Source organism: uncultured Faecalibaculum sp. (genome assembly GCF_910588395.1).
Lineage (GTDB): Bacteria > Bacillota_I > Bacilli_A > Erysipelotrichales > Erysipelotrichaceae > Faecalibaculum.
In genome coordinates this window covers 17,313-32,337 of sequence record NZ_CAJUPA010000013.1, presented here as the reverse complement: position 1 = coordinate 32,337, position 15,025 = coordinate 17,313, and the positions used below count along the sequence as shown (strand labels likewise).

Sequence of the window (15,025 nt, the reverse complement as noted above, 5' to 3'; positions counted from 1 at the left end):
TGACAAAAGATGAAATGATCGCAAAACTGACACCGGCTATTGGTGATACTGCTTATGGCAAAGAGCTGATCGCTGCTCTGGAAGCCACCTTCGACGATGCTGACAAGAAGTATGGTCAGGATGCACTGGATCGTCTGCACGATCGTCTGGGCTTCCTGGAATATTACATGAAGCGCGATGCCGAAATGGGCGAAGAAGCCAAATCCGCTGCTGAAGCTGACAAGCTGGCTATCGTGAAGAAGGCTGCTGCTGCTCTGCAGTAAGCGTTCCTCAAACTGAAATCATGACAGAACGGCCCGGCATCCTGCCGGATCCGGGCCATTGTTTGAATTAAAGAGAAATAAGAACAGAGGTAAAGTATCATGGAAAACAAAATGACAAAAGCCGAAATGGTTGCAAAGCTGGAAGCTGCTGTTGGTGAAACTGCATATGGCAAAGAGCTGATCGCTGCTCTGGAAGCCACCTATGATGACGCTGACAAGAAATACGGTCAGGATGCTCTGGACCGCCTGCACGACCGTCTCGGATTCCTGGAATACTACATGAACCGCGACGCTCAGATGGGCGAAGAAGCGAAGTCTGCAGCTGAAGCTGACAAGCTGGCCATCGTGAAGAAGGCTGCTGCTGCTCTGCAGTAAGATCCTGCTGAATGTGACGGCCGGTTGTTCCGGCCGTCTTCTTTGTATACAGGGCTGCGGCATGCTGCCGGAGCCTGGAGAGCAGAACAAGGAGAAATGACAATGCAGCTGCCCGGATTCGGAAATACCTCCGACCTTCAAACCTATACATCGCTGCCCCCACTGGTGTTCGATGACAGTGAGTATCTGTTCCTGATGACCATGCCCAGCTTTGATTCGGAAGCGGAAAAATTCTATTTTGCGGACACAGGAAACCACTTCTGGAAAGTCATGGCTGCCATTTACCAGATGCCGGCAGATACGGAACAGGAACGCGTTGCTCTGTGCAAAGCGAACAAAGTGGCAATCTGGTCTGTTCTGAAGTCCTGCAGGAGACACCTGTCGCAGCAGGACACCACCACGGATGAAGTGTACAATGATATGGCCGGTTTCCTAAAGGAACATCCCACAATCAAAAAGCTCATCTGCGTATCCCGCATGGCAGAACATGAAATTGAACGGGAGAACTGGAACTTTCCGCCTGATGTGGAAGTGTGCTACGTTCCTTCTCCTTCAGGTGCTGATTTCATGTATGAGCACCTGGACGAACTCGTTCCGCTCTATGCCCGGGCGCTGGATCAGACAGAAAACCAGCCTGTCTGGGACTGAGCAGGGACAACATGCATTTGCAGCCGGCAGGATCCTTCAGGGATTCGCCGGCTGTTTTTTCGCGGGGAAACCGGAAAGGAGCAAGATATGAAGCTGTATTGGGCAAAAGTGAAAGAAGACGCCCGCATTCCCACCAGACGGCGGGAGGATGCCGGGTATGATCTGTATCCCTGTTTCGAGGAAAAATGGCTGGAGATCGGACCGGGGAAGACGGAAAAAGTGCCTCTGGGAATTGCCAGTGCCTTTGATCCGGGCTACGTGATTTTTCTGAAAGAACGGGGATCCACCGGAACGAAGGGAATTGCCCAGCGTTCCGGGGTCATTGATTCCGGATACCGGGGAGAATACCTCTGTCCGGTGACAAATCTCAATGAAAAACCTCTGCGGATCATGAAACAGGAAGCACTGGACGCCATGCCGGAGGCAGAAAAAGAGCAGTTTGTTCTGTATCCCTACGAGAAGGCGCTGTGTCAGGCTGTGCTGCTGCCGGTCCCTGAACCGGAAACAGAGGAACTGAGCTGGCAGGCACTGCAGGAAATCAGAAGTGAACGGGGAGCAGGCGGATTTGGATCATCAGGAAAGTAACCGGCTGGCTTCCGTGGTCATGCGGGCTGGTCTGATTTTGCTGGAGAGCGGGGCGGAGATCTACCGGGTGGAAGAGACCATGAACCGGATCTGCCGCAGCTTTCCAGGTGTATCTCAGCCGGAGGCTTTTGTGATTCGCACCGGTGTCATGTTTTCCTTTCATGCTGACGACAGAATCATCACCCGGGTGGTGCGGGTGCAGCACTATGATACGGATCTGGCCAAAGTGGATGAAATCAACACGCTGTCCCGGCGGGCGGACCGGATGAGTCTGGAGCAGATGGAAAAAGCGCTGGACCGGATCGACAGGCAGAAAGGGTATCCCTGGCAGGTCATTTCTCTGGCAGGAGGAATCTGCGCCCTGGGATTCGGTCTTATGGATGGCGCCGGCCCTGCGGATCTGGCAGCGGTATTCGTCATGGGACTGATGATCTGGATGATGATGCGGCTGCTGCAGAAAACCTCCATCAATGGACTGCTGGCCACGCTGATCTCCGGGTTTCTGTGTACGTGGCTGCCTATGGTGGCCCGGAAGTTTCTGTACCCGGCACTGAATGTGGAAACTGTGGTTGTGGCGGGGATTGCCCTGCTGGTACCGGGTCTTGCCATGACCAACAGCATCCGGGATACGCTCTCGGGAGATTATCTCTCGGGCATTGCTGCGGGAACGGAAGCGTTTCTGGTGGCCATTGCCATTGCCCTTGGCTGTCTGGCAGCCATGGTGGTGGGGGTATGAGCCGGATTCTTGTCACGGCTGCCGGTGCCTTTCTGGCAGCGTCCATGTATGCGGTGTTTTTCGATGTCCGCCGGCTGAACATCGTCACAAGCGGCGTGATAGCCGGTGTGGCGGCAGTTGTCAGTGAAGTCTGCCGGCTGCAGGGAATGAACGAAACCGGCTGTGCCTTTGTGACGGGCCTGGTGTTTGCGGGGCTGTCAGAGGTGTGTGCCCGGCTCTGCCGGACGCCGGTGACCACGTATCTGCCCAGTGTGCTGATGCCGTTTGTGCCTGGCAGGATGATGCTGTACATGGTGGGAGAAATCGTGCAGGGACAGCAGGACCTGGCACTGCAGCGTCTGATTGAAATTCTGTCCATAGCAGGCGCCCTGGCTCTGGCTATTCTCATCATGGGCACACTCTTCGGCCTCATGAGCCGGAGTCATACCGTGATGCGGAAAAAGCTGGCAGCCAGAGACAGCCGGCAATGACCGGATATCCGGAGATTCATCCGGATTCCGGTTTTTTTATCGTTTGGCTATGCCAGTTCGGGGAAATCCTCTTCGGCCAGTTCGGTCAGTTCTGCCAGAGTCGGAGACTCCACATCCATCAGCCGCTGAGCCTGCCGGGTCAGGGCTTTTTCCAGCCAGGTGCGCATGGTCCGTCCATTGGCGAAATGTCGGCCGGGATGGTCCATGTAGGCCTGGATTCTCTGTTTCAGGTCCTGGCGGCAGTTCTCTGGAATGGTATATTCCATCTCCTGCGCCAGAGCCAGCAGAATGTCCATGAGCTGCTCCGGGGTGTAGTCTTCAAAGGTCAGCGTGGTTCCGAACCGGGAACGCAGACCGGGGTTGGATTCCAGAAATGTTTCCATTTCCCGGGGATAACCTGCTGCAATCACGACAAGATCATCGCGGTGATCTTCCATCAGCTTCAGCAGTGTCTCAATGGCTTCGGTTCCGAAATCATTCGGGGATGCAGGTTTGTACAGACTGTAGGCTTCATCAATGAAGAGCACGCCTCCCAGCGCAGCCCGGACTTTTTCTTCGGTTTTCCGGGCAGTCTGCCCGATGTATCCGGCTACCAGATCAGGCCGGTGAACTTCCACCAGCTGCCCCCGGGACAGAATGCCCATTTCCCGGTACAAGCCGGCAATCAGCCGGGCTACCGTGGTTTTTCCGGTTCCGGGATTGCCTTCGAATACAAGATGCCGGGAAACAGACGGCGCTTTCATGCCTCTGGACTCCCGGATTTTTGTGATCCGCTGCAGCGCTGCCAGCTGGTGCACCTGCTCCTTGACGGAATCCAGTCCGGTGAGGCTGTCCAGCTGCGCCAGAAGTTTCCGGGCTTCCGGACTCAGGGCATAGCTGTTTTCCGTCTCTGCCGCCGGGATCGCCTGCCCCAGGGCGGACCAGATCCGCTGCAAGAGCCGGCTGTTGGGGGCTCCGAAAGCAGGATCCTGCTGCTGGAACCGGTGGTCCAGATCTTCAAACCAGGCAAAGAGGTCCGCTGCACCGACCCCGGCAGGTGCCTGAAGATCCGCTGCTTCCGGCTGTTCCGGAAGGATCGCATTCAGCGCCTCTTTTCCTGCCTCGAATCCGAATCTGTCTTCAAACAGCTGTGTCAGGGACTGCCGCAGCAGGGCGGCTGCAGGAAGACCGGAATCGGCTTCCAGAAACTGCGCTGTTCCCAGAGCCGAGAGAATGTCCTTTTTCAATGTATCATCTGTGACTGTCATACTTTGATTATAGGCAGAGAAAGGATGACGGGCGGCAGCCATGATTCTTTCCGGCTGCCGTTGCCAACGCACCAGCGGCATGGATAATAGAGGAGTGAAGGAGGAGCGGAAAATGAAACTCAGCGATATAGATTTTGGCGCGGTTTCCAGAATGATGAACGGCCTGTCCGATGATGAACGGGCACAGCTGGATGCCATGGCCAGTGACATGATTGCCGGTATGCAGTCCAGGACGGAAGAGGAAGAACCGGATGTGGATTATACAGAGGGGCTGGGGCTGGATGAGAGATACCAGCAGCTGAATGGCCGCACCCTGGATTTTCTGGAGCAGGCCTGGGATCTGGAGGCGTTTTACGAAGACTCCGAAGCGGATTTCAGCGCCAGTGTCCTGTTTCTGCAGAAAGCGCTGCTCAGTGAACTCCGTCAGGCTGATCCGGAAACCCGCATGATGAGCCTGAATCAGATCATGGCCAGAGAGCGCTGGCAGCCGCTGCGGGATGATCTGATGCAGATCCAGACTGCCTTGTACCGGGCAGAGTTTGATTCAGTCACCCGGGAAGAGCTGCAGGCGGTCAAAGCCCTGGTGCTGCCTCTGCTGCCGGAAGTGGCCGGTCTTCCGGCGGCTGAGGAGAAAGGAGAAACGGAATGAGCCGGATTTCCAGCCGGGTGAAAGTCATTCAGGGAGCCACCTTCGCGGATCTGGAGCGGAGAAAGAAAGGCTACACAGAGCGGACCGGACAGCCGGTGATTGATTTTTCCATCGGATCCTCCAACATACCACCCATGACCGCTGTCAAGGAAGCCCTGAGCCAGGCGGTGCAGGAAGATGACAGCTATCAGTATTCCCTGGGGCCCCGTCCTGAGATGATCCAGGCTGTTCAGGACTGGTATGCCGGCCGCTATGGGGTGCGGCTGGAGGAAGATGAGATTTTCCTGCTGAAAGGAAGTCAGGAGGCCCTGACCCATATTCCTCTGGTCTATTGCGATCCAGGGGACACGGTCCTGATCCCCGATCCGTACTATCCGATTTACGGTACGGCTCCCGGGCTGGCAGGGGCACAGATCCGGTTCATGCCGCTGCGGGCAGACAATGAGTATCTGATCGATTTTGACGCCATTGAAAATCCGGATGAAGTGAAGCTGATGTACGTCAGCTATCCGAACAATCCCACCGGCGCTGTCGCCGGTGACGAATTCTACGAAAAGCTGGTGCGGTTTGCCAAAGAACACGACATCATTGTGCTCCACGACAATGCCTACAGCGAGCTGGTGTTTGACGGAGAAATCGGGAAGAGCTTTCTGGCGTATCCGGGAGCCAAAGACGTGGGCATTGAACTGAACAGTTTCTCCAAGTCCTATTCCATGGGCGGAGCCAGGCTCGCGGTGCTCTGCGGCAATGCCGAACTGGTGCAGGCTTACCGGAAGCTGCTGGATATGACAGATTTCTGCGTATTCCCGGCCATCCAGCAGGCGGGAATCTGCGCGCTGAAGGAAGGGAAACCCTTCACGGAGCAGGTCCGGGGGGAATACAGAAGGCGCAGAGATTTTCTGCTGGAGGAAATGGACAAAGCCGGATGGAAAATCCCTGCCCCGAAAGCCACGATGTTTGTCTGGGCTCCGATTCCGGACAGCTGGGACAGTGCCCAGGCCTTTACGGATGCCCTGGTGCAGGAAGCCGGGGTTCTGGTCAATCCGGGTTCCAACTTTGGCCGGGAAGGTCAGCGCTATGTGCGTCTGGCTCTGGTCCGCAGCGACGACGAAGTCCGGGAAGCCGCCAGACGAATCCGGGAAAGCGGTCTGCTGAACCGGTAAATGCAGATACAGCAGCGGGAGGAAGACAGAAGTGTCTTCTTTTTTCTTTGCGCCCACCGGCGGCTTTCAGTTCCCGGGATTCTCCAGTTCCAGAAGCAGCCGTTTCCGCTCCAGTCCGCCACCGTATCCTGTCAGGTTTCCCCGGGCTCCTGTCACCCGGTGACAGGGAATCAGGATGGGAATGGGATTGCGACCCAGAGCCTGGCCCACAGCCTGCGCCGCCATGCGGGGGATGCCGCGCTGTGCTGCAATCCGGGAGGCAATCTCTCCATAGGTCATGGTCTGTCCCCGGCCAATGGTCTGGACGATTTCCCGTACTTCCCGCTGAAAGGGCGTTTCGGAAAGATGCAGCGGGACGGGGATATCCGGTGTGCAGCCGTCAAAATACTGGTCCAGCCACCTGGCGGCAGCCTGCAGCGCGGGAAGCGGCCGATCCTGACCGGCGGCCTGTGCCTGTGGCGGCACATCTGTCAGAAACCGGATTTCCGTCAGTCCCTGTTCATCCGCCACCAGCAGCAGCGGGCCCAGAATGGATTCATACAGAGATGTCTGCTGTTTCATATCTCTCTCCTGTCTGCGGCAAAGAGTCTTGCCTTCAGGCGGAGCATACCATACAATATCCACAAACAGAAGAAATAAATAAACAAATTGTAAATTCCGTTGTCTTCCCTGGCGGCGCTGTCATTGAAAAAACAGGCTGTCAGTCCGTTTCCGGACCACTCAGCCTGTCAGAATCAGCTCTTCATGTCTGAATTGTTTTCATCCATCGCCGGGATGCAAAGACGCCCAAGGTCAGGATCAGCCGCAGTACTTCTTCCAGGGACAGAAGTGCGTACACGGCAGCAACCGGCAATCCGGCGCTGCCCGCCCAGAGAGCAATGGGAACACCCACGCCCCAGGTCCCCGCCAGGTCGATCATGAGCACCAGAGAGGTTTTTCCTCCGCTTCTCAGGATGCCGCCGGCTGTCACCATATTCTGCACCTTCACAATGGAGAAAACCGCAAAGACCAGAATCAGCTGCACACACTGACGGCGCACCCCGTCACCCACAGAGTACAGCTGTACATAGAACGGAGCTGACCCGGCCAGAAGCAGAGCCAGAATGACAGATCCGGTCAGCGAATAGCGGATCAGTGACAGAGAATCGTTCCAGGCACCCTCCCTGTCCCGGGCACCCAGCCGCTGGCCAACCAGAATGCCTGCCGCCTGACTCAGTCCGGACAGAACGCCGATGGTCATGGACTGCAGTGGAATGGTCATGGTCATGGCCGCTGACGGGCCAGTCCCCAGATGACCATACACCATGGAATACACATTTTCTCCCAGGCTCCAGAGGAATTCCGTCACCACCAGCGGCAGGAGAATCACGAGGACGGTTTTCAGCCCCCGCAGGGAACAGGCCGGGTGGAACCAGGGAAGCTTTTTTCTCACAAACAGCAGCATGACACCCGCCATCAGGATCTGCGCCAGAAGCGAAGCCCAGGCAGCGCCGGTCACTCCCTGCCCCAGTCCGAAAATGAACAGCGCGTTCAGCAGCGTGTTGGCCGTGATTCCGGCTCCGCTGGCATAGAGAGGAGAGCCGGGAAAGCCGCAGCAGCGCAGCACCACCGAGTACAGAGAAGTCAGGGTGGAAAACGGCAGAGAGAGGGCAAATATCCGCAGATAGTCTGCAGCCAGGCTGACCACCTGCTCATCCCCGCTGTAAAATCCCATGACGGGTGAAGGACAAAGCAGCGACAGGGCTGTGAACAGGAAGGAGATGCCCAGAGAGACTGTCAGCATCTGAAAAAACGATTCTTCCAGTGCCTGCCGGTTGTTCTGGCCCTCATACTGTGCCGCCAGAATGCCGGCTGCCGTGGCGCAGCCTGCAATGACAGTCAGCGCCAGAGACAGAAACTTGCCGCCAAATCCCACAGCGGTGATGGCCGTTTCTCCCAGCTGCCCGATCATGACCTGATCAGCCACGGAGAAGGAACTCTGAATCAGCGACTGAAGCGCCACCGGAACTGCAATGGCCAGAACCTGCCTAAAGAATGTCTTTCGCATAGCCTGTGCTCTTTCTGACAGTGAGAGATACGTCAGTGGGATGGGCTGCCGGCTCGGCCGACAGCGATTCAATGGCCAGCCTGGCCTTTGCTTCCAGATCCTGGGAAATGGTGGTCAGCGGCGGGATGGCATACAGACCGGGCTCGATTCCATCAAATCCCATCACCGAGAGATCTTCAGGCACCCGGATCCCCCGTTCCTGCAGAATGCACAGCAGTTCCAGCGCCTGGCGGTCACTGACGCAGAATACTGCTGTATCCCGGGAAAAATCCCGTTCGCCAAACTGCCTGCGCATTTCGCTGCGGTCACCGCTGATCATGAACACATCGGTTTCCAGACCTGCATCCCGCAGTCCCTGGATGCGCTCCAGGTCGTCACAGATCAGGTTGGTGGTCACGCAGGTCACCCGCCTGTGACCCAGGGATTTCAGATGCATCCCTGCCAGTCGCCCGCCTTCCCGGTCTTTGACCGTCACGGAGGAAAAGCCGGCTTCTGTGGAAAACGCGTCGCAGGCTGTCAGCGGAATTTTCAGTGTCTGCTTCAGGGATACATAGTCCGCATCGCAGAATCCGGACACCACCAGTCCCACCATATTCCACATGGAGGCAAACTGCGCCGCTTCTTCCCAGGTGCGGGCTGTCTTCACCAGCAGCTCCAGGCCCTGCCGCACCGCCGCTTTCTGCAGCCGGTCAATGAATGCCGCATTGTAGGGGTCCTCCAGAGGATGACCGCTGTATTCCGGGTGATCGTTCACCACCAGTCCCGCCATGCGGGAAGGATTGCGCCCCAGCAGCACCTCCGCCCGGTCCGGCAGATAGCCGGAGCGTTCCACCGCCTCCATGACCCGCGCCCGGGTTGCCGGGGATACTTTATCGTCTTTTCCATTCAGGACATTGGAAACCGTGGCCGTTGACAGCCCCAGAGCCTCCGCAATGTCCCGGAGTCTGATTTTTTCCATGTCCCCATGATACGAAGAGAGACAGGGGATGCCAAACGTTAAGTTGTTAACCTTCCCGGCAAAAAAGACCTGCAGGCAATCCTGCAGGTCAGAGATGGATGATGCTGTTTACCGTTATGCCTGTTCACTGGTTCCTTCAGCGGGCTTGTTGAGGATTTCCATGAACTCCTCCCCGGTGATGGTTTCTTTTTCGTACAGATACTTTGCCAGTTCGTGCAGCTTCATGATGTTGTCGGAAAGGATTTTTGTGGCGTCCTTGTAGGCACTGCCAATCAGAGCCACCACTTCTTCATCGATCTTCGCCGCGGTTTCATCGCTGCAGGCCAGTGAAGTGTCTCCGCCCAGATAGGCGTTGTTCACGGATTCCAGGGCCGTCATGCCGAAATTTTCCGACATGCCAAGCCGGGTGACCATCGCACGGGCCAGTTTCGTGGCCTGCTCAATGTCATTGGCTGCACCGGAGGTGATGGAGTGGAACACCAGTTCTTCCGCCGCCCGTCCGCCGGTGTAGGTCACGATCCGCTGGTAGGCTTCTTCCTTGGTCAGCAGGTTGGTTTCCTCGGCTTCCACCTGCATGGTGTAGCCAAGAGCTCCTTTGGTCCGGGGAATGATGGTGATCTTGTGAACCGGTGCGGCGTTTTTGGATTTGGCCGCTACCAGGGCATGGCCGATTTCGTGATACGCCACGATCATCCGTTCCCGGGGAGAAATCACAGCGCCTTTTTTCTGTTCACCGGCAATGACGATTTCAATGGCTTCTTCCATATCCCGCTGGGTAACCTGTTTGCGTCCGTCCCGGACAGCCAGCAGTGCCCCTTCGTTGACGATATTGGCCAGATCTGCACCGGATGTGCCGGCAGCCGCCCGGGCAATCTCGTTGTAGTCAATGGAGGGAGAGGCTTTCACGTTTTTCGCGTGAAGCTTCAGAATGTCCTCCCGGCCTTTCAGGTCCGGCAGTTCCACCGGAATCCGGCGGTCAAACCGGCCCGGACGGGTCAGCGCCGGATCCAGTGTTTCCGGCCGGTTGGTGGCAGCCAGCAGCACCACGCCTTTGGAGCCGTCGAAGCCATCCATTTCCGCCAGCAGCTGGTTCAGCGTCTGTTCCCGTTCGTCGTTTCCGGAAATACCGCCGGCATCACGCTTTTTGCCCACGGTGTCGATCTCGTCAATGAAGACGATGCAGGGGGCTTTTTCCCGGGCCTGTTTGAACAGATCCCGGACTTTTGCGGCACCCCGGCCCACGAACATTTCCACGAACTCGGAACCGGAGATGGCAAAGAAGGGTACGCCGGCTTCACCGGCCACAGCTCTTGCCAGCAGGGTTTTGCCTGTGCCCGGAGGGCCTACCAGCAGGGCACCCTTGGGCATTTTGGCACCGATTTCCTGATACTTTTTCGGGTTTTTCAGGAAGTCCACGATTTCAATCAGGTTGTTCTTGGCTTCTTCCTGCCCGGCAACATCCGCAAATTTGGTATTGGTCTGTTCGCCTTTGTAGACTTTGGCGTTGGATTTTCCCAGGCCGTTCATGCCGCCGAACATGCCGCCAAAACCGCCGAATCCGCCGCCTTTGTTTTCCTGGTCATCACCCGGAGTAAAGGACATGGAGTCGGAAGCCTGGGACATTTTCTTCTGCATGCGCTTGAAGAACCAGTACCCCAGTCCCCACAGGATCAGCCAGGGCAGAAACAGGGAGAGCATGGAGTACAGGAAGGGCGATGTGGTGCTCGGCTTTACGGCACTGAATTCCACCCCGGCGTCCCGCAGTCTGTTCACCAGGTCAGGGTCGTTCACAGCCTGGGCAGAGTAGGTCTTTCCATCCTCGCCCTTGAGCTGGTAATAAATGGTGCCGTTGTTGATTTCGGCTTTGGACACGTCTTTTTCTTCCACTTTGTCCAGGAAGGACGAGTAGCTTTCCTGAGTGGTTGCTCCGTTTCGCAGCATCGGGGGCAGAACCAGGTTGATCACCAGAAGAATGATCAGTGTGATCAGCCAGTACCGGTACAGCGGATTTTTCTGTCTGGTTTGTCTGTTCATAATGGAGACATCACTTCTTTCTTTTGCTTCCAGATAAAGTCATGAACTCATTATATCGGTTTCCGGCACCCTGACAACGAGAGTGCTGATTCTCACTTCATTTCACATAAAGGGAACATTGAATTGCGTTCTGCTGGCGGAAAAGCCGCATGAAAAAAGGAATCCTGTGCGGATTCCCGAAACGGTTTCATTCCTCAAAGTCCATGATGTGGGCGAATTCCCAGTCTTTCTGTTCATGCCGCACATACTTGTTCACTTCTTTCTGAACCCCGGCGGTGATGGCATGCCGCTGTCTGGACAGGGCATAGTAGACAGTCAGGATCAGTTCATCCAGATCCTTGGGATCCATCCATTCCAGGTTGTTTTCCGGAATGTCGCTGAGTTCCGACCAGATCTTGGCCAGAACCGAAATATAGTTGGCCTGTGTGTCGTCTTCCATCAGGGATTCGGCACGCCTGCTGATCAGATCCTGGATGTGCGCGCGTATGGCTTCGTGTTTCATATAGGGCCTTCCTTTCTGTAAACGCTTTCATCTGATTACAGCTTACCCGCACCGGTGGTCAAACTCAAGCAAAACCGGGGATTTGGCGGTGTCTGCTATAATAGTGACAGCAATATGACCCTCTGGAGGAGAATACATATGTCCAAGGACAAAAAGAATAAAAAGAAAAACAGGAAAAAAGATGAAAAGAAAAGCGGCATATGCCGGATTTTCGTGGATTCCGAAAATGTGGGCAATCTGATCCCCGCAGCACTGCCTGACAATACGGAAGTCTGGTTTTTCCTGTCTGACATCAATGTGTACCGGAAGGTATACGGTCTGCTGGACGATCCCCGTTTTCATGTGGTGGATCTTCTGGAAACAGACAACGAGCGGCGGCGGGAAAAGAATGAAATGGATCTGGCCATCATTGCCTTCATTGCCAGCATGATCACGGAAGGTCTGAAGAAAAAGGACCGGTATGTCATCCTGTCCTTTGACAAGGGCTATGACCGGGCCATTCACCTGCTGTCGGAAGAAAACCCGAAGCTCAGCATCAGCCGGGAGGGCATGAGCCTGCGGCAGTACGTGGATGACATCCCCGATCCCCGCAAAGGGGCTCTGTTCAAGGGTTGTCTCCCCCGGGATCCGATGCTCCGCAAAAAAGCGGTGCTCTGTCCGGATTTCCCGAAGTTCCGGGAGTCCCTGACCCCTTCCCAGCGCAGAAGCCTGCGCATTGACGCACAGAAGAGCGACCAGACCGGCGCAGTCACCTGGTTTGAATATGATTTTTTCAACGACAAGTATCTGCTGTATTCCTCCGGCACGCTGGCAGGCACCTATGACTGTCAGGAAGACGGACGCCAGGAGTACGAGCGCCTTCTGGAAAAGCCTAAAAAAAAACTCCATCCGGCCAGGAAATCCGGCAGCAGCCGGAACCGGCGCCGGAAAAAGACGCCGGTCCAGCCCCGGCTTCTGGCGTAGTCATGCCGGAAACTGCAGCGGCTCCGGAACTCACCGGCGATCTGCAGCACCACGAGCTGTGGTGTGAAAGCCTGCAGCGCTCCATTCCCATTCATCTCCGGCTTCCCCGGGGATATGATCAGAGCGATGAGCGCTATCCGGTGATTTACATGCTGGACGGTCACAATCTGTTTGTGGATCAGGAAGCCACCTATGGAAAATCCTGGAATCTGGACGCCTTTCTGGCAGGCTATGACAAGCCTTTCATTATCGTGGGTCTGGAGTGCGATCACCAGGGAAACAACCGGCTGAACGAGTACGCCCCCTGGGATAATCCCCGGACACCGGCAGGTCCCATTCATGGCAGGGGAGAAGAGCTGTTTGAGTGGATCATCCGGGAGCTGAAGCCGCTCATCGACAGGCACTACCGGACCTGGCCCCAGCGGGAGGCCACAGCCATTGCGGGAAGTTCCATGGGCGGACTCATGGCTTACTACGGCGTGCTGGCACACAATGATGTGTTCTCCAAGGCTGCCGCACTGTCTCCGTCTCTGTTTCTGTATCCGAAGCAGCTGCATGAACTGCTGAACAGTACAGAGCTGAATCCGGATACCCGGGTGTATCTGTCCATGGGATCCACCGAACTCCGGCACAATACCCGCCGCATCTGGCAGATTCTGCATCAGTTCTCCAAACCCCTGGAACGCAAAGGCTGCCTGACCCGGATCAATTACGTCAAAGGCGGAAAGCACAATGAAGCCAGCTGGGAGAAGGAAAGCCCGGTGTGGTTTGACTTTCTGTGGAAGTAGGCTCACTGGCCTGACCGGATCTGAGTCCGGCCACTGATCGGAAACAATTGTACAAATGAAAACAAGAGGAACTCTCCGGATTTCCGGCCTGCGGCCGCTGTCCCTTCGGGTTCCTCTTTTTCGCGTTGTTTCTGTGATGCGGCCAGCAGCCTTCTCCTTGATGTACAGCCCTCTTCACCGGACTGCACGCCCTGTCAGGCAGCCGCCCCGGCTGCCATCGGCAGAGGGGGATCAGCCGGATTTCTCCCGGCGTATCGCGGATTCAATCATGTCTTTCCTCATGCCCTGCCGGTCAGGAGGGATGGGAATATGGCTGAATGCGCTGTCATATGAACAGATTGGTGGAAAAGCTGCATTTTTCCATATAGCAGGCGGTTTCAGCTTCTGTTTCGTCCAGTCTTCCGGATGGTACAGTCAGGGTACAGATTGGATACCGAAAGGAGAATCATATGTCAGAAGTAACATTGAAGAACATCAAAAAAGTCTATCCCAATGGTTTTCAGGCGGTAAAAGACTTTAATCTGGATGTCAAGGACGGAGAATTTGTCATTTTTGTCGGACCTTCCGGCTGCGGAAAGTCCACGACCATGCGCATGATCGCCGGTCTGGAAGACATCACCGACGGTGACCTGCTCATTGACGGCAACCGCGTCAATGATGTGGAACCCAAGGACCGGGATATCGCCATGGTCTTCCAGAACTATGCTCTGTATCCCCACATGACGGTGAAGGAAAACATGGAATTCCCCCTGAAGATCCGCAAGATGTCCCAGGATGAAATCGACAAACGGGTGGCACAGGCTGCCCGGACTCTGGATCTGGAAAAACTGCTGGACCGCAAGCCCAAGGCTCTGTCCGGTGGTCAGAGACAGCGTGTGGCCATGGGCCGTGCCATCGTGCGGGATCCCAAGGTCCTGCTGCTGGACGAACCTCTGTCCAACCTGGATGCCAAGCTGCGTGGACAGATGCGTGTGGAGATCTCCCGTCTGCATGAAAGACTGGGCGCCACGATGATCTATGTAACCCACGACCAGACCGAGGCCATGACACTGGGTGACCGGATCGTGGTCATGAGCGACGGCGAAGTGCAGCAGATCGACACGCCGCAGTACCTGTACGATCACCCAGCCAACAAATTCGTAGCCGGCTTCATCGGGTCTCCCCAGATGAACTTCCTGGATGGCGTGGTCACCGAAAAGAACGGCAAAGTGGCTGTCCGGGTGGGAGACACGGATATCGCGATCGATCCTGCCAAAGGCAAGGTGCTGAAGAACAACGGCTACATGGGCAAGGAAGTGACCATTGGCGTGCGTCCGGAGGATCTGTATGACACACCGGAGCACCTGGAGCTGTACAAAGATTCCAAAGCGAAGGCAAAAGTGGCTGTCCGGGAGAACCTGGGTGCAGAAATCTATCTGTATACAGATTTCAACGGGGCACAGCTGACTGCCCGGGTGGATCCGGAATCCGGAACCCAGGTGGGAGATGTGGTGGAACTCTCCTTCAACCCTGCCAAGATCCACGTATTTGACCGGGAAACCGGCTGTGCTCTGGGGTAAGTCTGCTGAAGCAGACACCGCAGCGCTTCTGTATCGGG

17 protein-coding genes are annotated in these 15,025 nt (G+C 56.0%); 11 read left to right on the top strand and 6 right to left on the bottom strand.

Annotated elements, in window-relative coordinates:
* The 6 genes from QZ305_RS04950 to QZ305_RS04925 form a co-directional block, all read left to right on the top strand.
* The coding region (locus QZ305_RS04950) for an FRAT-87 protein (RefSeq protein ID WP_294730541.1) at window positions 1–263 on the top strand (263 nt) is incomplete at its 5' end.
* 99 nt (window positions 264–362) lie between these two features.
* A complete protein-coding gene (locus QZ305_RS04945; protein WP_294730539.1) occupies window positions 363–638 on the top strand; it encodes an FRAT-87 protein in 276 nt (91 codons plus the stop codon).
* A 96-nt stretch (window positions 639–734) separates the two neighbouring features.
* The gene (locus QZ305_RS04940; protein WP_294730537.1) at window positions 735–1,286 is read left to right on the top strand and encodes a DNA-deoxyinosine glycosylase; all 552 of its coding nucleotides are present in this window, start codon (window positions 735–737) and stop codon (window positions 1,284–1,286) included.
* Between the two features lie 87 nt (window positions 1,287–1,373).
* A complete protein-coding gene (locus tag QZ305_RS04935) occupies window positions 1,374–1,871 on the top strand; it encodes a dUTP diphosphatase (protein ID WP_294730535.1) in 498 nt (165 codons plus the stop codon).
* Window positions 1,831–2,607 (top strand): threonine/serine exporter family protein, encoded by a 777-nt coding sequence (locus tag QZ305_RS04930; RefSeq protein WP_294730534.1) that lies wholly within the window; start codon window positions 1,831–1,833, stop codon window positions 2,605–2,607. The genes QZ305_RS04935 and QZ305_RS04930 overlap by 41 nt, the downstream gene beginning before the upstream one ends.
* Window positions 2,604–3,077, top strand: coding sequence for a threonine/serine exporter family protein (locus QZ305_RS04925; protein WP_294730532.1), 474 nt, complete (start codon window positions 2,604–2,606; stop codon window positions 3,075–3,077). Before QZ305_RS04930 ends, QZ305_RS04925 begins: the two co-directional genes overlap by 4 nt.
* 47 nt (window positions 3,078–3,124) lie before the next feature.
* Here QZ305_RS04925 and QZ305_RS04920 read toward each other — a convergent pair whose 3' ends face one another.
* Window positions 3,125–4,324, bottom strand: a complete 1,200-nt coding sequence (locus tag QZ305_RS04920; RefSeq protein WP_294730531.1) for an AAA family ATPase — start codon at window positions 4,322–4,324, stop codon at window positions 3,125–3,127.
* Between the two features lie 112 nt (window positions 4,325–4,436).
* On the opposite strand from QZ305_RS04920, the gene QZ305_RS04915 reads away from it, so the two are divergent.
* Together QZ305_RS04915 and QZ305_RS04910 are read left to right on the top strand one after the other, a co-directional pair.
* Window positions 4,437–4,973, top strand: a complete 537-nt coding sequence (locus tag QZ305_RS04915) for a hypothetical protein (protein WP_294730529.1) — start codon at window positions 4,437–4,439, stop codon at window positions 4,971–4,973.
* Window positions 4,970–6,136: a pyridoxal phosphate-dependent aminotransferase gene (locus tag QZ305_RS04910; RefSeq protein WP_294730528.1), complete on the top strand. Its 1,167-nt coding sequence runs from the start codon at window positions 4,970–4,972 to the stop codon at window positions 6,134–6,136. Before QZ305_RS04915 ends, QZ305_RS04910 begins: the two co-directional genes overlap by 4 nt.
* Window positions 6,137–6,202: 66 nt before the next feature.
* Here the strand turns inward: QZ305_RS04910 and QZ305_RS04905 are convergent, their stop codons facing one another.
* The 5 genes from QZ305_RS04905 to QZ305_RS04885 form a co-directional block, all read right to left on the bottom strand.
* Window positions 6,203–6,697: a methylated-DNA--[protein]-cysteine S-methyltransferase gene (locus QZ305_RS04905; protein ID WP_294730527.1), complete on the bottom strand. Its 495-nt coding sequence runs from the start codon at window positions 6,695–6,697 to the stop codon at window positions 6,203–6,205.
* A 181-nt stretch (window positions 6,698–6,878) separates the two neighbouring features.
* Window positions 6,879–8,183 carry an MATE family efflux transporter gene (locus QZ305_RS04900; RefSeq protein ID WP_294730526.1) on the bottom strand — a complete coding sequence of 435 codons (1,305 nt, stop codon included), beginning with the start codon at window positions 8,181–8,183 and terminating at the stop codon, window positions 6,879–6,881.
* Complete coding sequence (locus tag QZ305_RS04895; RefSeq protein WP_294730525.1) at window positions 8,164–9,141, bottom strand: LacI family DNA-binding transcriptional regulator; 978 nt, start codon at window positions 9,139–9,141, stop codon at window positions 8,164–8,166. The genes QZ305_RS04900 and QZ305_RS04895 overlap by 20 nt, the downstream gene beginning before the upstream one ends.
* 114 nt (window positions 9,142–9,255) lie before the next feature.
* Window positions 9,256–11,175, bottom strand: coding sequence for an ATP-dependent zinc metalloprotease FtsH (ftsH, locus tag QZ305_RS04890; protein WP_294730524.1), 1,920 nt, complete (start codon window positions 11,173–11,175; stop codon window positions 9,256–9,258).
* A gap of 187 nt (window positions 11,176–11,362) precedes the next feature.
* On the bottom strand, window positions 11,363–11,677 hold the full coding sequence (locus QZ305_RS04885) for a hypothetical protein (RefSeq protein ID WP_294730522.1): 315 nt from the start codon (window positions 11,675–11,677) through the stop codon (window positions 11,363–11,365).
* A 138-nt stretch (window positions 11,678–11,815) separates the two neighbouring features.
* Here QZ305_RS04885 and QZ305_RS04880 point away from each other — a divergent pair, with 138 nt between their 5' ends.
* The 3 genes from QZ305_RS04880 (at window position 11,816) to QZ305_RS04870 (ending at window position 14,987) form a co-directional block, all read left to right on the top strand.
* The gene (locus QZ305_RS04880; RefSeq protein ID WP_294730521.1) at window positions 11,816–12,640 is read left to right on the top strand and encodes a hypothetical protein; all 825 of its coding nucleotides are present in this window, start codon (window positions 11,816–11,818) and stop codon (window positions 12,638–12,640) included.
* Between the two features lie 2 nt (window positions 12,641–12,642).
* Window positions 12,643–13,428, top strand: coding sequence for an alpha/beta hydrolase (locus tag QZ305_RS04875; protein WP_294730519.1), 786 nt, complete (start codon window positions 12,643–12,645; stop codon window positions 13,426–13,428).
* Window positions 13,429–13,877: 449 nt separating this feature from the next.
* Complete coding sequence (locus QZ305_RS04870; protein WP_294730517.1) at window positions 13,878–14,987, top strand: ABC transporter ATP-binding protein; 1,110 nt, start codon at window positions 13,878–13,880, stop codon at window positions 14,985–14,987.
* Window positions 14,988–15,025: the final 38 nt, after the last annotated feature.